The sequence below is a fragment of the Pseudomonas veronii genome (genome assembly GCF_002028325.1).
Classification (GTDB): domain Bacteria; phylum Pseudomonadota; class Gammaproteobacteria; order Pseudomonadales; family Pseudomonadaceae; genus Aquipseudomonas; species Aquipseudomonas veronii.
Map to the genome: position 1 here is coordinate 1760512 of NZ_CP018420.1, position 17991 is coordinate 1778502.

The 17991-nt window shown below is 61.1% G+C and carries 19 protein-coding genes and 1 pseudogene; 11 read left to right on the top strand and 9 right to left on the bottom strand.

All coding sequences use genetic code 11. The features are described 5' to 3' along the window. Positions 1–27: 27 nt before the first annotated feature. Both PverR02_RS08075 and sthA read left to right on the top strand, forming a co-directional pair. Positions 28–1038, top strand: a complete 1011-nt coding sequence (locus PverR02_RS08075) for an FAD:protein FMN transferase (protein ID WP_126586390.1) — start codon at positions 28–30, stop codon at positions 1036–1038. 188 nt (positions 1039–1226) lie between these two features. Further along, positions 1227–2621: a Si-specific NAD(P)(+) transhydrogenase gene (gene sthA, locus PverR02_RS08080; protein ID WP_046384317.1), complete on the top strand. Its 1395-nt coding sequence runs from the start codon at positions 1227–1229 to the stop codon at positions 2619–2621. Positions 2622–2663: 42 nt separating this feature from the next. Here sthA and PverR02_RS08085 read toward each other — a convergent pair whose 3' ends face one another. Beyond that, complete coding sequence (locus PverR02_RS08085) at positions 2664–3386, bottom strand: glycerophosphodiester phosphodiesterase (protein ID WP_017848786.1); 723 nt, start codon at positions 3384–3386, stop codon at positions 2664–2666. A 44-nt stretch (positions 3387–3430) separates the two neighbouring features. After that, complete coding sequence (locus tag PverR02_RS08090) at positions 3431–4015, bottom strand: PilZ domain-containing protein (RefSeq protein ID WP_046490432.1); 585 nt, start codon at positions 4013–4015, stop codon at positions 3431–3433. Positions 4016–4109: 94 nt separating this feature from the next. Here PverR02_RS08090 and PverR02_RS08095 point away from each other — a divergent pair, with 94 nt between their 5' ends. The 3 genes from PverR02_RS08095 to PverR02_RS08105 are packed head-to-tail and all read left to right on the top strand — an operon-like array spanning position 4110 to position 7356. Next, positions 4110–5360, top strand: a complete 1251-nt coding sequence (locus PverR02_RS08095; RefSeq protein ID WP_046490435.1) for a lipoprotein-releasing ABC transporter permease subunit — start codon at positions 4110–4112, stop codon at positions 5358–5360. Positions 5361–5367: 7 nt separating this feature from the next. Continuing rightward, complete coding sequence (gene lolD, locus PverR02_RS08100; protein WP_017477213.1) at positions 5368–6051, top strand: lipoprotein-releasing ABC transporter ATP-binding protein LolD; 684 nt, start codon at positions 5368–5370, stop codon at positions 6049–6051. A gap of 60 nt (positions 6052–6111) precedes the next feature. Next, positions 6112–7356: a lipoprotein-releasing ABC transporter permease subunit gene (locus PverR02_RS08105; RefSeq protein ID WP_046384315.1), complete on the top strand. Its 1245-nt coding sequence runs from the start codon at positions 6112–6114 to the stop codon at positions 7354–7356. Between the two features lie 56 nt (positions 7357–7412). On the opposite strand, the gene PverR02_RS08110 is transcribed toward PverR02_RS08105, so the two are convergent. Together PverR02_RS08110 and PverR02_RS08115 are read right to left on the bottom strand one after the other, a co-directional pair. After that, on the bottom strand, positions 7413–8816 hold the full coding sequence (locus tag PverR02_RS08110; protein ID WP_079444993.1) for a heavy metal sensor histidine kinase: 1404 nt from the start codon (positions 8814–8816) through the stop codon (positions 7413–7415). Beyond that, a complete protein-coding gene (locus tag PverR02_RS08115; RefSeq protein WP_046384314.1) occupies positions 8813–9493 on the bottom strand; it encodes a heavy metal response regulator transcription factor in 681 nt (226 codons plus the stop codon). Before PverR02_RS08115 ends, PverR02_RS08110 begins: the two co-directional genes overlap by 4 nt. Before the next feature lie 156 nt (positions 9494–9649). Here PverR02_RS08115 and copI point away from each other — a divergent pair, with 156 nt between their 5' ends. The 3 genes and pseudogenes from copI to PverR02_RS08130 form a co-directional block, all read left to right on the top strand. After that, entirely contained in the window at positions 9650–10189 is a 540-nt protein-coding gene (copI, locus tag PverR02_RS08120; RefSeq protein WP_057005004.1) for a copper-resistant cuproprotein CopI, read from the top strand. Between the two features lie 95 nt (positions 10190–10284). Next, positions 10285–11115, top strand: coding sequence for an NADPH-dependent 7-cyano-7-deazaguanine reductase QueF (gene queF / locus PverR02_RS08125; RefSeq protein WP_079443077.1), 831 nt, complete (start codon positions 10285–10287; stop codon positions 11113–11115). An 82-nt stretch (positions 11116–11197) separates the two neighbouring features. Further along, a pseudogene (locus PverR02_RS08130) lies at positions 11198–11452 on the top strand (NADPH-dependent 7-cyano-7-deazaguanine reductase QueF); the annotation flags it as partial. A gap of 75 nt (positions 11453–11527) precedes the next feature. Here the strand turns inward: PverR02_RS08130 and PverR02_RS08135 are convergent. Both PverR02_RS08135 and PverR02_RS08140 read right to left on the bottom strand, forming a co-directional pair. Next, positions 11528–11794 carry a DUF4404 family protein gene (locus PverR02_RS08135; protein ID WP_046384312.1) on the bottom strand — a complete coding sequence of 89 codons (267 nt, stop codon included), beginning with the start codon at positions 11792–11794 and terminating at the stop codon, positions 11528–11530. A gap of 110 nt (positions 11795–11904) precedes the next feature. Continuing rightward, positions 11905–12513 carry a phosphatase gene (locus PverR02_RS08140; protein ID WP_079443078.1) on the bottom strand — a complete coding sequence of 203 codons (609 nt, stop codon included), beginning with the start codon at positions 12511–12513 and terminating at the stop codon, positions 11905–11907. 237 nt (positions 12514–12750) lie between these two features. Between PverR02_RS08140 and PverR02_RS08145 the strand changes: the two genes are divergently transcribed. Continuing rightward, positions 12751–13389: an MlaA family lipoprotein gene (locus PverR02_RS08145; RefSeq protein WP_370737570.1), complete on the top strand. Its 639-nt coding sequence runs from the start codon at positions 12751–12753 to the stop codon at positions 13387–13389. A gap of 60 nt (positions 13390–13449) precedes the next feature. Here PverR02_RS08145 and PverR02_RS08150 read toward each other — a convergent pair whose 3' ends face one another. Then, positions 13450–13746: a PilZ domain-containing protein gene (locus PverR02_RS08150; RefSeq protein ID WP_046384310.1), complete on the bottom strand. Its 297-nt coding sequence runs from the start codon at positions 13744–13746 to the stop codon at positions 13450–13452. 277 nt (positions 13747–14023) lie between these two features. Between PverR02_RS08150 and rssB the strand changes: the two genes are divergently transcribed. Beyond that, on the top strand, positions 14024–15205 hold the full coding sequence (gene rssB / locus PverR02_RS08155) for a two-component system response regulator RssB (protein ID WP_017848892.1): 1182 nt from the start codon (positions 14024–14026) through the stop codon (positions 15203–15205). Continuing rightward, complete coding sequence (rssC, locus tag PverR02_RS08160; protein WP_017848891.1) at positions 15205–15687, top strand: anti-sigma factor antagonist RssC; 483 nt, start codon at positions 15205–15207, stop codon at positions 15685–15687. The genes rssB and rssC overlap by 1 nt, the downstream gene beginning before the upstream one ends. A gap of 125 nt (positions 15688–15812) precedes the next feature. Here rssC and tal read toward each other — a convergent pair whose 3' ends face one another. Further along, on the bottom strand, positions 15813–16739 hold the full coding sequence (gene tal / locus PverR02_RS08165; RefSeq protein WP_017848890.1) for a transaldolase: 927 nt from the start codon (positions 16737–16739) through the stop codon (positions 15813–15815). A gap of 208 nt (positions 16740–16947) precedes the next feature. After that, the gene (dusA, locus tag PverR02_RS08170) at positions 16948–17958 is read right to left on the bottom strand and encodes a tRNA dihydrouridine(20/20a) synthase DusA (RefSeq protein WP_079443079.1); all 1011 of its coding nucleotides are present in this window, start codon (positions 17956–17958) and stop codon (positions 16948–16950) included. Between the last annotated feature and the right edge of the window lie 33 nt (positions 17959–17991).

The window sequence follows — 17991 nt, forward strand, 5'->3', positions numbered from 1 at the left end:
ATTCACTTTTCGACGGCGATCAGGTTTATGGGCAATCTGCGACAGATAGCGATGGTGTGCGGTTTTGCGGCGCTGGCCGGCTGTGGCGGCGATACGCTGGAGCAGTTTGGGGGGCCGACCATGGGCAGCACCTATTCGATCCAGTATGTCAGAAGCTCGACGGCACCTACGCCGAAAGAGCTGCAGCGCCAGGTGGAAAAAATCCTGGGGGATGTCGACCGACAGCTGTCGACCTACCGCAGCGACTCGGATATCGAGCGTTTCAACAATCTGCCGGCCAATAGCTGTCAGCCGATGCCTGCGCCGGTGCTGCAACTGGTGCGTACCGGCGAGCAACTGTCCCAGGCCAGCGCGGGTGCGTTCGACCTGACGGTGGAACCGCTGCTGAACCTGTGGGGGTTCGGGCCCCAGGCCCGGCAACTCAAGGTGCCGGACGCCGCGACGCTGGCCGAGGTGCGTCAGCGGGTCGGTCACCAGCATCTGCGCATCGACGGCGAGCAACTGTGCAAGGACGCCGCCGTCGAGGTCGACTTCAACAGCATTGCTGCCGGTTACGCGGTGGATCGTATCGCCGAGCTGTTGAGCGGCTTGGGTATCCATCACTACCTCGCCGAAGCCACCGGCGAACTCAAGGCTGCCGGCCACAAACCGGATGGTTCGCCCTGGCGCGTCGCGCTGGAAGAGCCTCGCGATGACCAGCAGGTCGCCGAAAAAATCATCCGCGTAGACGGCTTTGGTGTGTCCACATCGGGTGACTATCGTAATTATTTCCAGCAGGGTGGTCGGCGTTATTCCCACACCCTGGATGCGCGGACCGGCGCGCCGATTACCCATCAACTGGCATCGGTGACAGTGTTGCACCCGTCGGCGCTGATGGCCGATGGGTTGTCGACGTTGCTGTTGATCCTTGGGCCGGAGCAAGGCTGGGATTACGCCGAACAGCACCAGATCGCCGCGTTTTTTGTGCAGCGCGAGGGGGATGTTTTTGTCACGCGCAGTAATCAGGCGTTCGAACAGATGACCGCTGTGAAACCGTAATCGACGCTGTGTAGTAAAGGCAAAACTGGCCTACGACGCGACCAAGGGTTAATGTGCGCGGCGTTGAGCCTTATATAGACTGTGCCCCGGTTCACACACTTGAGCCAAATTGTCCTTCATGACCGCTGGCCGCGGCATGATTTAGCCAGGCGTCAAACCGCGCGCCTGGCCTGTTCTGAGGAGTACGCATGGCTGTCTACAACTACGACGTGGTAGTACTGGGTTCCGGCCCGGCTGGAGAAGGTGCGGCGATGAACGCCGCGAAGGCAGGGCGCAAGGTGGCAATGGTCGATAGCCGTCGCCAGGTCGGCGGAAACTGCACCCACCTGGGTACCATCCCGTCCAAGGCCTTGCGTCACTCAGTGCGCCAGATCATGCAGTTCAATACCAATCCGATGTTCCGGGCCATTGGCGAGCCGCGTTGGTTTTCGTTCCCGGACGTGCTCAAAAGCGCGGAAAAAGTCATCGCCAAGCAGGTGGCGTCGCGGACCGGCTACTACGCCCGTAACCGTGTCGACCTGTTCTTCGGCACCGGCAGCTTCGCCGACGAGCAAACCGTCGAAGTGGTCTGCTCCAACGGTGTGGTCGAGAAGCTGGTGGCCAAGCACATCATCATCGCTACCGGGTCGCGCCCGTATCGCCCGGTGGATATCGATTTCCTCCACCCGCGTATCTACGATAGCGACACCATCCTCAGCCTGGGCCATACCCCGCGCAAACTGATCATCTATGGCGCCGGCGTGATCGGCTGCGAATACGCCTCGATCTTCAGCGGCCTGGGGGTGCTGGTAGAGCTGGTGGACAACCGTGACCAGTTGCTGAGCTTCCTCGACTCGGAAATTTCCCAGGCGTTGAGTTATCACTTCAGCAACAACAACATCACCGTGCGCCACAACGAAGAGTACGAGCGCGTCGAAGGCCTGGACAACGGTGTGATCCTGCACCTCAAGTCCGGCAAGAAGATCAAGGCCGACGCCTTGCTGTGGTGCAACGGTCGTACCGGCAACACCGACAAGCTGGGCATGGAAAATGTCGGGGTCAAGGTCAACAACCGTGGCCAGATCGAAGTGGACGAGAACTATCGCACCTGCGTGTCGAATATCTACGGTGCCGGCGACGTGATCGGCTGGCCAAGCCTGGCCAGCGCCGCCCATGACCAGGGCCGTTCGGCGGCCGGCAGCATTGTCGACAATGGCAGCTGGCGCTATGTGAACGACGTGCCGACCGGGATCTACACGATTCCGGAGATCAGCTCGATCGGTAAGAACGAACACGAACTGACCAAGGCCAAGGTGCCTTACGAAGTGGGCAAGGCGTTCTTCAAGAGCATGGCGCGTGCGCAGATCGCCGGCGAGCCGCAAGGCATGCTGAAGATTCTGTTCCACCGTGAAACCCTGGAAGTCCTCGGCGTGCATTGCTTCGGCTACCAGGCTTCGGAGATCGTCCACATCGGCCAGGCCATCATGAACCAGCCGGGCGAGCAAAATACCCTCAAGTATTTCGTCAACACCACGTTCAACTACCCAACCATGGCGGAAGCCTATCGGGTCGCGGCCTACGACGGCCTCAACCGGCTTTTTTGAGCGGCTCCGGCCGGTGGCCTGAGCCGGCCGGGGAGACCGATTTCAGTAATTCTCGAGCGTGGCAGTGGCCAAACCGGGAAAGTCTGTAATCAGGCTATCTACGCCGAAGTCGGCGAGCCTGCGCATCAGCGCAGGTTCGTTGACTGTCCACACCGACACGTGCAATCCCTGGCGCTGGGCTTTTTCCAGACGCTCGGGGGTACACAACGTCCAGTTCAACGCCAGAAACTCACAGCCATAGTTTTGCGCGACCTTCAGCGGGTCGAGCCAGGCGTATTCGGCCACCAGCCCGCGCGACAGGTCCGGGGTGAGTTCCACCGCCGCTTTCAACACTTCCCGTGAGCTTGAGGTCACTGTGACCTTGTCCATGAGGCCGAAACGCACGGCCATTTCCCGGATCGCCAGCACGGTGGTCGCGGCGCGGGTGCGCGAGGCGCTTTTGACTTCCAGTTGCCAGTGATCGAAGTCGCACTTTTCAAACAGTTCTTCCAGGCGCGGGATCGGGCAGGGGTTGATCCAGCCGGGGCCGCCTTTGCGGGCGTCCATCTTCACCAGGTCTGCCGCCGAATACTCGACGACTTTGCCGCGCCGGTCGGCGGTGCGCTTGAGGGTCGGGTCGTGGATGACCATCAGTTCGCCGTCCATGGACAGGTGCAAATCCAATTCGCAACGGCGTACACCGTGCTTGAGGCACTGCTGGAAGCTGGTCAGGGTGTTTTCTGGTGCTTCGCCTTTGGCACCGCGGTGGCCGTAGATCAGGGTCACAGTTGCTCCTTTGCGCCAGGTCGTCTGGCGGGGTGAATACGAATTCAGGTGTCTTTGGCGTCGCTCTGTTCCCGCGCCAGGCGCCGTTGCTGCGCCTGTTTCTGCAGGATGTAGCGCGCCAGCAGTTGGCGTTGGGCGTCGGTCATCGATTCGAATTCCGTGCCAATGGCAAAAGCGCCGCCCTTGGCATCGCAATGGGTGACCCGCGCCCGTAACAGCAGGCCCAGCGCCTGGGGCATCAGCACCAGCTTGACCGCCAGGTGGGCGTCGAGTGCCAGGGGCGTCGGGTGCTGGAAGTCGATGCCGCCTTCGGAAATGATCACCGGCTGCGGTGCGCCGACTTCATCCAGCAGGCCGCGCGCCATGATCTGGCTGAGCAGATCCAGGCGTTTGTTCTGGATTCGGAGGAGGGCGGCCAGGCTGCGATCTTTCTCGCTGAGCTGGCGCAACAGGTGTTGGGCTTCGAATTCGCTCAGGTGCAGTTCACTGAGTAGATTGAATAGCGGCGAATCATCCAGCAACACTTCCTTGCTCGCCGCTTCGGGGGCGGACAGGCTTTTGATTTGAAGTGCGATCATGTCGTCGATACGGTAGTATTCGCGGCGTTCTTCTTCATCTAATGTCGACATGGCGAACCCAAAGTAGCGGTAATGGTCTGAGTGTAAAGCTGCTTACCAGACCCCGCCACCGGGACGTCTTCTTTTCCTCCGAACAAGCCCCGACATGTTCAGACCTCTCTTCGTATTTATTGGCACGCGTTATACCCGTGCAAAGCGTCGCAATCATTTTGTGTCGTTCATTTCCTTGACCTCGATGATCGGTCTCGCCCTTGGCGTGGTCGTGATGATCGTGGTGTTGTCGGTGATGAACGGCTTCGATCATGAGATGCGTACCCGCGTGCTGGGCATGGTGCCCCACGCGACCATCGAGTCGGGTGAACCGATCAGCGACTGGCAAAGCCTGGCCGACAAGGTCAAGCAGAACCCCAAGGTCGTGGCCGTGGCGCCGTTCACCCAGATGCAAGGGTTGCTGACCCATGACGGCAAGGTGCAGAAAATCCTGCTCAATGCCATCGACCCGGTCCAGGAGCGCAAGGTCTCGATCATCGACAAGTTCATGCTGCAGGGCAAACTCGACGACCTGGCGCCCGGCAGCTTCGGTATCGTCATCGGCGACAAGGCCGCGGCCAAGCTCGGCGTGGGCATCGGCGACAAGCTGACCTTCGTCGCCCCGGAAGTCACCGTGACCCCGGCCGGCATGTTCCCGCGCATGAAGCGCTTTACCGTGGTCGGCACCTTCCACGTCGGCGCTGGCGAGATCGACGGCTACCTCGGCCTGACCAACCTCACCGACCTGGCGCGTCTGCATCGCTGGAAGCCGGACCAGGTGCAGGGCCTGCGCCTGAAGTTCAACGATTTGTTCGACGCCCCGCGCGGCGCCTGGGAAATCGCCCAGCACCTGGGTGAAAACCAGTACTACGCCCGCGACTGGACCCGTACCCACGGCAACCTGTACCAGGCCATCCGCATGGAAAAAGCCATGATCGGCCTGCTGTTGCTGCTGATCGTCGCCGTCGCGGCCTTCAACATCATCTCCACCCTGGTGATGGTGGTGAACGACAAGAAGGGCGACATCGCCATCCTGCGCACCCTGGGCGCCACGCCGGGGCAGATCATGGCGATCTTCATGGTGCAGGGCACGGTGATCGGCGTGGTCGGCACCTTGATCGGCACCGCGCTGGGCATTCTGGCTGCGCTCAACGTCAGCGCTGCCATCGCCGGCCTCGAAACCCTGATCGGCCACAAGTTTCTCAATGCCGACGTCTACTTCATCGATTACTTGCCGTCCCAGGTTCAGGCCCAGGACGTGCTGATGGTGGGCGGCGCTGCGTTGGTCCTGAGTTTCCTTGCCACCCTGTATCCAGCCTGGCGCGCGGCACGTACCCAGCCAGCACAGGCCTTACGTTATGAGTGAATCGGGCATGAGTGAAAAAGCAATCCTGAGCTGCCGCAACCTGGGCAAGTCCTACGAGGAAGGTCCGGAATCGGTGGTGGTGTTGTCCAACCTGCAACTTGAGCTGCACCCCGGCGAGCGCGTGGCGATCGTCGGCAGTTCCGGTTCCGGCAAAAGTACCTTGCTCAACCTGTTGGGCGGCCTCGATACGCCGTCCCAGGGCAGCGTGTGGCTGGCCGGCGAAGAACTCTCGGCCCTCGGCGAAAAGGCCCGCGGCCAACTGCGCAACCGTTCGTTGGGTTTCGTGTACCAGTTCCACCACCTGTTGCCGGAGTTCACCGCCCTGGAAAACGTGTGCATGCCGCTGCTGATCGGCAAGACCGCGATCCCAGAGGCGCGCCAGCGTGCCAAGGCTTTGCTGGAGCGCGTTGGCCTCGGCCATCGCCTGGAGCACAAACCGGCCGAATTGTCCGGCGGTGAGCGCCAGCGTGTGGCGATTGCCCGCGCCCTGGTGAACAACCCGGGCCTGGTGATGCTCGACGAGCCGACCGGCAACCTCGATTCCCACACCGCCCAGGGCATCAAGGACTTGATGCTCGAACTGAGCACCCAGATGCGTACCGCGTTCCTGGTGGTGACCCATGACATGAGCATGGCCCGGCAGATGGACCGCGTACTGCACCTGCAGGAAGGTCATCTGGTCGCCATCTGACCTGTTTCAAGCCCGGTGCATGACGCCGGGTTTTTTCATTTTTTCAGGCGGTGCAAGCGAATGTTCAGACCGTTATCGATTTTCATCGGCACGCGCTATACCCGCGCCAAGCGCCGCAACCGTTTTGTTTCGTTTATCTCGATGACCTCGATGATCGGCCTCGCCCTGGGCGTGCTGGCGATGATCGTGGTGTTGTCGGTGATGAATGGCTTTCAACGCGAAATGAGCTCGCGCATCCTCGGCATGGTGCCTCACGCCACCATCGTCGGCGTGAACCCGATCGACAACTGGCAGCCGGTGGCCGCGGCGGCGATGAAGAATCCCGAAGTGACTGCCGCAGTACCGTTCACGCAGATGGACGGTATGTTCTCCTACAAGGGCGCGATGCAGCCGATCGAGATCAGCGGCGTCGACCCGGCCCAGGAAGGCAAGGTGTCGATCGTGGCCCAGCATATCGTCCAGGGCAAACTGGAAGACTTGAAACCCGGCGAGTTCGGCGTGGTGGTCGGTGAAATCACCGCGCGGCGCTTTCGCCTGAACGTGGGCGACAAGCTGACCCTGATCGTCCCGGAAATCAGCAGCGCGCCGGGTGGCATCACCCCGCGCATGCAGCGATTGAACGTGGTCGGTATCTTCAAGGTCGGCGCCGAGCTGGACGGTTCGATGGCGTTGATCCATATGGCCGACGCCGCAGAAATTCAGCATTGGCAGCCGAACCAGGTGCAGAGCGTGCGCCTGGCGGTGAAGGACTTGTACGCGGCGCCCAAGGTCTCGGCGGACATCGCCGCCAGCCTCGGTGCGGCCTACAAGGCGGATGACTGGACCCACACCCAGGGCAGCCTGTTCAGCGCGATGAAGATGGAAAAAACCATGATCGGCCTGCTGTTGCTGATGATCGTCGCGGTGGCGGCGTTCAACATCATTGCCACGTTGATCATGGTGGTGAACGACAAGGGCGCGGACATCGCGATCCTGCGGACCATCGGCGCCACGCCACGGCAGATCATGGCGATCTTCATGGTGCAGGGCACGGTGATCGGTATCATCGGCACCCTGATCGGCGGTGTGCTGGGCGTGATTGCGGCGCTCAACGTCAGTGAGCTGGTGGGTTGGCTGGAGCGCGTGAGCGGGCAGCATATCTTCAGTTCGGACGTGTACTTCGTCAGCAACCTGCCCTCGCAATTGCAGGGTGGGGATGTGCTGCTGATCTGCTCGGCCGGGTTTGTGTTGAGCTTTTTGGCCACGGTTTACCCGGCGTATCGGGCGGCGAAGATCGAGCCGGCGCATGCCCTCAGGTATTCGTAGGATTTAAGACCGCTATCGGGAGCAAGCCCCTCCCACATTTTGAATGTATTCACAGATCAAAATGTGGGAGGGAGCTTGCTCCCGATAGCGCCGGCACAGCTTGCATCACCCCCCCCTGGCAACTCGATCACAAACCGCGTCCACCCCGGCTCAGACTCGCAATAAATCCGCCCGCCATGCGCTCGCACAATCGACTGGGTAATCGCCAGCCCCAGCCCTGCGTGTTCACTGCTGCCTTCATGCCGCGCCGGGTCCGCCCGGTAGAAGCGGTCGAACAACCGCGGTAACACCTCCGCCGGAATGCCTTCGCCGCTGTTCTCCACTGTCAGCGTCACGCCTTGTGCGCCCTGCGCCAGATGCACCCGCACTTCGCCGCCCGCGGGCGTAAAGCGCAGCGCGTTATCCAGCAGGTTCGACAATGCCCGGCGCAACATGCCGCGATCGCCGGTTGTGTGAGCCATACCCTCGCGCACCAGGCTGACGTGCGCGTCTTCCGCCAGCAAGACGAAGAACTCCAGCAGTGCGTCCACTTCGTCCGCGAGCTTCAACGGTTCGCGCGTGGGCGCCAACAGCCCGTGATCGGCCTTGGCCAGGTACAACATGTCGTTCACCAACTGCGCCATCCACTGCAACTCTTCCAGATTGCTGTGCAGCGCCTCGCGGTAATCCTCCAGCGGGCGCGGCTGGGTGAGGATGACTTGGGTGTGGGTCAACAAGTTCGACAGGGGCGTGCGCAGTTCGTGGGCGATATCGGCGGAGAACGCCGAGAGGCGCTGGAACGCGTCGTCCAGTCGGCCCAGCATGGCGTTGAAGGCCTGGGCCAGTTCCGCCAGTTCCACCGGCATGCCCTGCTCGGGCAAACGCTGGGTCAGGGAGTGGGCCGACACGCTGGCGGCCACTTCGCCCATGCGCCGCAACGGTCGCAGCCCGCTGCGCGCCGCCCAGGCGCCTAGCAGCGCGGTGGCCAGGGCCGAGAGGCTGACTGTGAGCCAGATCAAATGCTGCATGCGTTGCAGGAAGTGCTGATGGTGGGTGATGTCGAGCATCAGGCTCAGTTGCGGCGAGTCGGGTTGGCCCGGCCTTAGCGGCGCGTTGTACACGCGGTAGTCGATGCCGGCGTTTTGCAGGCTGTGCAGGCCGGGCGACTCGGGCAGGGCAATGGCCGGCGCGCCGTCAAACCAGCGCTGGCCGGCGGCGGTGATGCGTACTGTGAGGTCGGGCTGACGATTGAGCTCGGCGCGCAGTTGCGCTTCGCGCTGGGCGAATAGCTGCGGTGAGTCGACGCCCTGCAAGGTGCTGCGCAGCGCCACCAGTTTGCTTTCGAGCAGTTGCTGGTCCAGCTCGACAAAATGCGCCTCGCTGGCCCGGTTGAACAGCACGCCGGCGAGCAACGAGACCACCGCGGTGCAGGCCGCAAACAACAGGGCCAGGCGGCTGGCCAGGGACAGTCGCTTGATCAACTGCATCGTTCCTCCAGCACATAACCCATGCCGCGCACGGTGTGGATGAGTTTATTGGGGAAGTTGTCGTCGATTTTCAGGCGTAGGCGGCGGATCGCCACTTCGATGATGTTGGTGTCGCTGTCAAAGTTCATGTCCCACACCTGGGACGCGATCAGCGACTTGGGCAATACTTCGCCCTGGCGCCGCAGCAGCAGTTCGAGCAGGGCGAACTCCTTGGCGGTGAGGTCGATGCGCTGGCCGTCGCGCTCGACGCGGCGACGGATCAGGTCCAGGCGCAGGTCGGCCAGTTGCAGGGTGGTTTCCTGCGGTGCGCTGCTGCCACGGCGCAACAGGCTACGCACCCGCGCAAGCAGTTCGGAGAAGGCGAACGGCTTGACCAGATAATCGTCGGCGCCCAGTTCCAGGCCGTGTACGCGGTCTTCCACTGCGTCGCGGGCGGTGAGAAACAGCACCGGGACGTCGAGGCCGGCGCTGCGCACGGCCTGTAGGATCTGCCAACCATTGCGACCGGGCAGCATCACATCGAGGATCAGCAGGTCGTAATCGCCGGTCAGCGCCAAGTGCTGGCCGCTGGTGCCGTCGGCCACCAGCTCGGTGGTAAAACCGGCTTCGGTCAGGCCTTGGCGCAGGTAATGGCCGGTTTTGGGTTGGTCTTCGACGATCAGCAGTTTCATGGGCAGCTCTTGGCGGCGGGTCACGTCAGGCTTTATACCGTGGTGGCCAGGGGAGGGGCGCAACCTGACAAAGTTGTAATCTAGCAGTCAGCTGGCTGGCAGCGCTGCAATCTTAGAGTGGTCCTCAGACTGATCCCACACCTTTGGAGAATTGAGATGGCATTGCGTACCCCCTTGTTGTTGGCGGGCTGCCTGTTGGCGTTGAGTGTCGGAGCAATGGCCGGCACGGCCCACACCTATGCGTTCGGCCAGCCGGCATCTGCCGATAAGGCCACGCGCACCGTGGAAGTGGTGCTGCAGGATATGTCCTTTTCGCCCAAGTCCCTGGACGTAAAGGCCGGTGAGACCGTGCGCTTTGTGCTGGTCAACAAAGGCCAGTTGCTCCATGAGTTCAATCTGGGCGATGCGGCCATGCATGCGGAGCATCAGAAGCAAATGATGCAGATGCAGGCCAGCGGCATGCTGAACGCCACCGGCATGGGCAAGATGGACCACGGCGCCATGGAGCACGGCGATATGGGCAATATGGGCAATATGGGCGGGATGAAGCACGATGACCCCAACAGTGTTCTGGTCGGACCGGGTAAAACCGCTGAGTTGACCTGGACCTTCAGCAAAGCCACCGGGTTGGAGTTTGCCTGCAATATTCCCGGGCACTACCAGGCGGGCATGGTCGGCAAGATCAACGTCGATTGAGCCGCTGCGGCGATTGACGGTGTCGATGCGGCGGTTGTTAGAGGCGGGGGCAAAGGCTGGTAGACTGGTGGGGTTAATTTAGCCAGGTTTCCGCCATGCATCCCGCAGCCGAACATTCGCCGCTGGGCAAGTCCAGTGAATACATCTCCACCTACACCCCTTCGTTGCTGTTCCCGATTCCGCGCGCCGCGAAATGGGCCGAGCTGGGCCTGAGCGCCGAGACCCTGCCGTACACGGGCGTGGATTTCTGGAACTGCTTCGAACTGTCCTGGCTGCTGCCGTCGGGCAAGCCGGTGGTGGCCATCGGTGAATTCAGCATTGCGGCCGACTCGCCGAATATCATCGAGTCCAAGTCCTTCAAGCTGTACCTCAACTCGCTGAACCAGACCGTGTTTGCCGATACGCAAAGTCTAGAGGCGACGTTGCGCACCGACCTCAGCGCTGCTGCCGGCAAGCCGGTGGGCGTGCGCGTGCGCAGCCTGGCCGAGGTTGAAGCCGAAGGCGTGGTGGCGTTGCCGGGAGTGTGCATCGATCACCTGGATATCAGCGTCAGCAACTACGAACATCCGCGTCCGGAACTGCTGCGTTGCGATGACTCGCGCATTGTCGAGGAGAGCGTGTACAGCCACCTGCTCAAATCCAACTGCCCGGTCACCAGCCAGCCCGACTGGGGCAGCGTGGCCGTGCAATACCGCGGCGCACAGCTGGATCACGCCAGCCTGTTGGAGTATCTGGTGAGCTTTCGCCAGCACTCGGACTTCCATGAGCAGTGCGTGGAGCGGATCTTCCTGGACCTGCAGCGCCTGCTGAAGCCGGAGAAGTTGACGGTATATGCGCGGTATGTGCGGCGGGGTGGGTTGGATATCAACCCGTATCGCAGTACTGAGGCGGTGCCGTTCCAGAACCTGCGCCTGGCGCGCCAGTAACCTTTACACAAACCAAAATGTGGGAGGGGGCTTGCCCCCGATAGCGGAGTGTCAGTCACAGTCTCTGTGCCTGACCCACTGCTATCGGGGGCAAGCCCCCTCCCACATCGCACAGCTGGATCACGCCAGCCTGTTGGAGTATCTGGTGAGCTTTCGCCAGCACTCGGACTTCCATGAGCAGTGCGTGGAGCGGATCTTCCTGGACTTGCAGCGCCTGCTGAAGCCGGAGAAGTTGACGGTATATGCGCGGTATGTGCGGCGGGGTGGGTTGGATATCAACCCGTATCGCAGTACTGAGGCGGTGCCGTTCCAGAACCTGCGCCTGGCGCGCCAGTAACCTTTACACAAACCCAATGTGGGAGGGGGCTTGCCCCCTCCCACATTTTGGTTCTGTGCTTGGTTTGGGCTCGGGTTAAATGCCGATGTTGCCCAGGGTGATCACGATATTGCGCAGCGTCCCGGCAATGCCCGGGTGGTCCAACTCGAAACCTTCTACCGCCCGGTTCACTTCGTCGGCGATGCTGGGCGGCTGGGTGGCCGGTTCCAGTTCAAGTTGTACTTCAAACTTGGCCAGCAAGGCTTCCAGCGCTTCACGTTTTTCGGCTGGCAGCGGTGGTTCCTGGTCCAGTTGCTCGCGCAGGATGTTGACCTGTTCTTGCAGTTTTTCGCGGGCAGGCATGGTGTTGTTCCTTTTATCGATAGGCACTGGCATAGACCACGGCACGCCGAGAAAGGTCTACGAGAGGAGCTGTAGATTAATCTACCGGCGCCGTCTGTGCATGATCTCAATCAGGGCTTTTCGCCTTTGAGCTGGCGCAGGCTGATGTCTGCCAGGCAGGTGCCGAGCTCGCCGAGGTGATCGATCACCGAATGCACCCCCAGCCCATACAGCGCCACGGTGGCCTTGCCGCGTTTGTATTCGCGTTGTTGGTCGGTCAGTGCCTGCCATTGCTCGGGCGCCAGGCCGCACAGCGAACCGCAGGACGCCAGGCCGATAGTCCACAGCCCGGCATTCAGGCCCGATTGCAGCAGGCGCGGCTCGCCGCTGACCAGCACGCAGCCTTCCAGGCGTTCGATGTTCAATTCCATCAAGGCTTGCCAGCATGCATGAGGGGCGGGCCAGCGGATGGGAGAGGACGATGCGGCCTTGAGCCAATCGGGCAGCGCAGCGGCCAGCGGGGTCGTCACCGAGGGCGGCAGTTCATCCAGCCAGGCGCAGGGCACGCCTTGTTCCTTGAGGCTGCGCAGGACCTTCAGTGCACCTGGCGTGGCTTCGGCGTGCGGGGAGGGTGAATCGGTGCGCGCCTGGGAACCGAAATCGACCAGGCAGCCACTCAGGCCAAACAACACGGCGGTCAAGGTGGGGGCAGTGGCGACGGCAATCTCGGCGTGAGGCATTTCGACATCCCTGAAATAGCTACGACGCTATCGGAGTGGCGTGACAAGTCCGTGACAGTTTGTAGGAATTTTGTACATTCTCCGTATGTCGTTTCCTGGCAGCTGCCTAAAAGGACACTTCCGTCATATACTGGCGCCTTATTCAGGGCATAGCGCCCATGACAGACTATTCAAGGAGCAAAAGCTATGCGCTGGAGCCACTACTTCGCTCAGTTTTCGGTGTGTGCCGTTATCCTGATGGCCCCTTTCGCCGCACAGGCCGCGTCGGAAGATGATCCATGGGAAAGCATCAACCGCCCGATCTTCACCTTCAACGACACCGTTGATACCTACGCCCTCAAACCATTGGCCCAAGGCTATCAGTTTGTGACCCCGCAATTCGTGCAGGACGGCGTGCACAACTTCTTCCGCAATATCGGCGATGTCGGCAACCTGGCCAACAACGTGCTGCAACTCAAGCCACACGCGGCCGGCGTGGATACTGCCCGCCTGTTGATGAACACCACCTTCGGCGTGCTGGGCTTTATCGACGTCGGCACCAAAATGGGGCTGCAACGCAGCGATGAAGACTTCGGCCAAACCCTCGGTTACTGGGGCGTCGGCAGCGGTCCTTACGTGATGCTGCCGCTGCTGGGCCCAAGCACCCTGCGCGACGCGCCGTCCAAATACGTGGACAGCTACACCCAACCGTACCGCTACATGAACGACATCGGCTGGCGCAACAGCACCTTCGGCCTGAACATCGTCGACACCCGTGCCAGCCTGCTCGACAGCGAGAAGTTGATCACCGGCGACAAGTACACCTTCATCCGCAACGCCTACCTGCAGAACCGCGAGTTCAAGGTCAAGGACGGCAAGGTTGTCGACGACTTCTAGGTCGAGACCTCTTGAAACGAAAAAAGGCGACCATGTGGTCGCCTTTTTTGTGCGCGGGTATTAGCGCATTTTCAGGATCTTCAGCCCCAGATGCTGGCCGTCGCCCTCGTTCCTCGCCCATACCACCTGGGTGTCCGCTTCCAGGCCCGCGAGGGCCGCGTGCTCCGACTCGATCCGCACGGTCAGCAGATCGCCCACCGTGAACTGGCGAGGTGCCTGCACCTGCATGCCGGAGCTGGAGAGGTCCACGCAAACCCCGTCAATTTCTTGCCCGGCATGGATCAAAGAGACATTGGCATCCACTCGCATGCGGATGAAATCGCGCTTTTCAGCGTAGTCGCGCTCGTGTTCGCTCACAGCTTCCATCCTTACTTTGTGTTGTGGTGATGGCTGTTCTTATAACTCCCGGTGATTTGCGATGTAAAGACGTTCGGCGACCATCGGCATGAGCTTGAAACCCCTGTCGGATGGGAGTACCGTCTGCGCCTTAGAAGGGCACCTCTGCTTTACCTTTGTGCGTGGGCAAAAAGCCTATGCTTTGTAGGACAGAGAGGCTAGAAAGCGAATCCAGTAGCGTGAGCCCGGCCATTGCCGAGCCGCCTACGCCAACCTAATTCTGGCGCCGTTTGCCCACATGCCAAAAACCAGTGCCACGCTGCTGATAATCGATGACGACGAAGTAGTGCGCGCAAGCCTTGCGGCCTATTTGGAAGACAGTGGCTTCAGCGTCCTGCAGGCCAGCAATGGCCAACAGGGTCTCCAGGTATTCGAGCGCGACAAGCCCGACCTCGTGATCTGCGATCTGCGCATGCCCCAGATGGGCGGCCTCGAACTGATTCGCCAGGTGACCGAGCTTGCTCCGCAGACGCCGGTGATCGTCGTGTCCGGTGCCGGGGTGATGAACGACGCCGTCGAGGCCCTGCGCCTGGGCGCCGCCGACTACCTGATCAAGCCCCTGGAAGACCTGGCGGTGCTGGAGCACTCGGTGCGCCGTGCCTTGGATCGCGCACGCCTGCTGGTGGAAAACCAGCGCTACCGCGAAAAGCTCGAAACCGCCAACCGCGAACTCGAAGCCAGCCTGAACCTGCTCCAGGAAGACCAGAACGCCGGTCGCCAGGTGCAGATGAACATGCTGCCGGTCAGCCCGTGGACCATCGATGAGTTCAAGTTTGCGCACCAGATCATCCCGTCGCTGTACCTGTCGGGTGATTTTGTCGACTATTTCCGCGTAGATGAGCGGCGGGTGGCGTTTTATCTGGCCGACGTGTCCGGCCACGGCGCGTCCTCGGCATTTGTCACCGTGTTGTTGAAGTTCATGACCACACGGCTGCTGTTCGAATCCAAGCGCAATGGCACCTTGCCGGAGTTCACCCCCTCCGAGGTGCTGGGCCACATCAACCGAGGCCTGATCAGCTGCAAGCTGGGCAAGCACGTGACGATGGTGGGCGGCGTGATTGATGAAGAAACCGGTCTTTTGACCTACAGCATCGGCGGTCACCTGCCGATGCCGGTTTTATACACTCCTGACAGTGTGCGCTACCTGGAAGGGCGTGGTCTGCCCGTCGGCTTGTTCAATGAAGCCACCTACGAAGACCACATCCTGGAGCTGCCGCCGACCTTCAGCCTGACGCTGATGTCCGATGGCATCCTCGACCTTCTTCCAGAGCCTACACTCAAAGAGAAAGAAGCCGCCTTGCCCCAACGGGTCAAGTCGGCGGGCGGCAGCCTGGATGGCCTGCGGCAGGTTTTTGGATTGGCCACGCTAGGGGAGATGCCGGATGATATCGCCCTATTGGTGTTGAGCAGGAATCTTTGATGAGTACCGGAAGAATCCAATTCGCCGAGCAAGACGGGACGTTTGTCCTGAAGTTTGTCGGTGAAGTGCGCCTGACCTTGTGTTCGGCGCTGGATGCAACGATTGAGCGGATCTTCACAGCGCTGAATTTCTCGGCGATCGTGATCGATCTGACCGAAACCCGCAGCATCGATAGCACCACGCTTGGGCTGTTGGCCAAGTTGTCCATTCTGTCTCGGCAGAAGGTCGGCCTGTTGCCCACTGTCGTCACCACCCACGAAGACATCACCCGTCTGTTGCAGTCCATGGGCTTCGATCAAGTGTTCAACATCGTTGACCGCCCGATCCCCTGCCCGGAATGCCTGACCGACCTGCCGTCCCAGGACCAATCCGAGGAAATCGTGCGGATCAAGGTGCTGGAAGCGCACAAAATCCTGATGGGCTTGAACGAGTCCAACCGCGAAGCCTTCCACGACCTCGTCAACGCCCTCGAACGCCACTGACACTCCCCGGGTGTGGGAGGGAGCTTGCTCCCGATTGCGCCAGACCTGTCAGTACATGCCTAACGGATTGACGCAAAAAAAGGGCGGAACCCTCACAGGTCCCGCCCTTTTTGCTGCCGCCGCTGTTACAGCTTGGCAGCCAGCAACGCCTCCAGCTTCTCCTGGTCGCGGGCAAACTGACGAATCCCCTCGGCCAGCTTCTCGGTCGCCATCGCATCCTCGTTGGACTCCCAACGGAACTGCGCTTCAGTCAGATGCACCCGCGCTTCACCGGCATGGCCTGGCGACAACTTGCGCTCCAGCTTGCCGGTATCGGCCGCCAGTTTCTCCAGCAGGTCCGGGCTGATGGTCAGGCGATCACAACCGGCCAGCTCTTCGATCTGGCTCAGGTTGCGGAAACTCGCCCCCATCACCACGGTCTTGTAGCCATTGGCCTTGTAGTAGTTGTAGATGCGCGTCACCGACTGCACGCCCGGATCGTCGGCGCCGGTGTAGTCGTTGCCGTTGGCTTTCTTGTACCAGTCGTAGATACGGCCCACGAACGGCGAAATCAGGAACACGCCCGCTTCGGCACAGGCCACGGCCTGGGCGAAGGAGAACAGCAGCGTCAGGTTGGTCTGGATGCCTTCTTTTTCCAGCTTCTCCGCCGCGCGGATACCTTCCCAGGTGGACGCGATCTTGATCAGCACGCGATCACGGCCAACCCCGGCTTTTTCGTACAGGTCGATCAGACGGTGCGCGCGCTTGAGTACGGCGTCAGTGTCGAACGACAAGCGCGCATCCACCTCGGTGGAGATACGGCCGGGCACCACTTTCAGGATCTCTTGACCCACCGCCACCGCAAAACGGTCGCTGGCCAGGCCGACATCACCGTTGCAGTCCTTCACGCACTCATCCAGCAACTTGGCATAGCCCGGGATCGACGCGGCCTTGAGCAGCAGGGAAGGGTTGGTGGTGGCATCTTGCGGCTTGAGATTGGCGAGGGCCGCAAAATCGCCGGTATCGGCGACGACGGTGGTGAACTGTTTGAGTTGTTCCAGCTTGGAAGTCATGAGCGTGCTCTGTCCTATGGGTCTGATGACATTACCCGAGCGCTGGCAGGCGCTCAAGGGCGCAAATGCGTTCGATCGTTTGCGAGGGCAACAACCTGAAAACAGCCGTTTGAATGACTGGCCTTGCTGGTAAATAGGAGGGCAAAATCGCCCGCAGGTTCAACCCGACAGCCCGATGAACACTGCGATCAACCTGTGGGCGCCGGTTTCACCGGCCCTCCAACAACTCCGCCGCCTGATCCAGCAACGCCAGCGGGTCACTCGCTTTATGAATATCCACCGACAACAACTGCCGGAACTTGCGCGCCCCAGGGAAACCCGTGCCCAACCCCAGCACATGCCGCGTAATGTGATGCATCGAGCCACCGCTTGCCAAATGCTCCGCGATATAAGGCCGCAACTGCGCCAACGCCTCTGCCCGACTGATCACCGGCCGCGTGCTGCCAAACAACTGCTGATCCACCTCCGCCAGTAAATACGGATTGTGATAAGCCTCCCGGCCCAGCATCACCCCGTCAAACGTCTGCAAATGCTCATGGCACTGCTCCAGCGTCTTGATCCCGCCGTTGAGAATAATCTCCAACTCGGCAAAATCGCGCTTCAACTGCGCCGCCACGTCATAACGCAACGGCGGAATGTCGCGATTCTCCTTCGGCGACAACCCCTCCAGAATCGCAATCCGCGCATGCACGGTAAAACTGGTACACCCCGCGTCCTTCACCTGCCCGACGAAATCGCACAATTGCGCATAACTGTCCCGCCCATTGATCCCGATACGGTGCTTCACCGTCACCGGAATCGACACCGCATCGCGCATCGCCTTCACACAATCGGCCACCAACGCCGGATGGCCCATCAGACACGCGCCGATCATATTGTTCTGCACCCGATCGCTGGGGCAGCCGACGTTCAGGTTCACTTCATCGTAACCGGCAGCCTCGGCCATACGGGCACAAGCGGCCAGATCGGCGGGGACGCTACCGCCCAACTGGAGGGCGAGAGGATGCTCGGCGTCGTTGTGGCGCAGGAAGCGCTCGTGATCGCCGTGGAGGATCGCGCCGGTGGTGACCATCTCGGTGTAGAGCAGGGCGTGTTTGGAGAGCAGGCGCAGGAAGAACCGGCAGTGGCGGTCGGTCCAGTCCATCATGGGTGCAACGCTAAAGCGCCGAGGCAGTGCGGGGCTTGATTCTGCTGGGCTAAAGCTCTGTTTTTGAATCATTTTACTCAACGTGTATTCGGCAGGTTTTAGGGC

Coding starts and splice junctions, on each gene's coding strand:
- PverR02_RS08075 (WP_126586390.1), top strand. CDS start 28: ATGGGCAATCTGCGACAGATAGCGATGGTGTGCGGTTTTGCGGCGCTG.
- sthA (WP_046384317.1), top strand. CDS start 1,227: ATGGCTGTCTACAACTACGACGTGGTAGTACTGGGTTCCGGCCCGGCT.
- PverR02_RS08090 (WP_046490432.1), bottom strand. CDS start 4,015: ATGTCGACATTAGATGAAGAAGAACGCCGCGAATACTACCGTATCGAC.
- PverR02_RS08095 (WP_046490435.1), top strand. CDS start 4,110: ATGTTCAGACCTCTCTTCGTATTTATTGGCACGCGTTATACCCGTGCA.
- lolD (WP_017477213.1), top strand. CDS start 5,368: ATGAGTGAAAAAGCAATCCTGAGCTGCCGCAACCTGGGCAAGTCCTAC.
- PverR02_RS08105 (WP_046384315.1), top strand. CDS start 6,112: ATGTTCAGACCGTTATCGATTTTCATCGGCACGCGCTATACCCGCGCC.
- PverR02_RS08115 (WP_046384314.1), bottom strand. CDS start 9,493: ATGAAACTGCTGATCGTCGAAGACCAACCCAAAACCGGCCATTACCTG.
- copI (WP_057005004.1), top strand. CDS start 9,650: ATGGCATTGCGTACCCCCTTGTTGTTGGCGGGCTGCCTGTTGGCGTTG.
- queF (WP_079443077.1), top strand. CDS start 10,285: ATGCATCCCGCAGCCGAACATTCGCCGCTGGGCAAGTCCAGTGAATAC.
- PverR02_RS08135 (WP_046384312.1), bottom strand. CDS start 11,794: ATGCCTGCCCGCGAAAAACTGCAAGAACAGGTCAACATCCTGCGCGAG.
- PverR02_RS08140 (WP_079443078.1), bottom strand. CDS start 12,513: ATGCCTCACGCCGAGATTGCCGTCGCCACTGCCCCCACCTTGACCGCC.
- PverR02_RS08145 (WP_370737570.1), top strand. CDS start 12,751: ATGGCCCCTTTCGCCGCACAGGCCGCGTCGGAAGATGATCCATGGGAA.
- rssB (WP_017848892.1), top strand. CDS start 14,024: ATGCCAAAAACCAGTGCCACGCTGCTGATAATCGATGACGACGAAGTA.
- rssC (WP_017848891.1), top strand. CDS start 15,205: ATGAGTACCGGAAGAATCCAATTCGCCGAGCAAGACGGGACGTTTGTC.
- tal (WP_017848890.1), bottom strand. CDS start 16,739: ATGACTTCCAAGCTGGAACAACTCAAACAGTTCACCACCGTCGTCGCC.
- dusA (WP_079443079.1), bottom strand. CDS start 17,958: ATGATTCAAAAACAGAGCTTTAGCCCAGCAGAATCAAGCCCCGCACTG.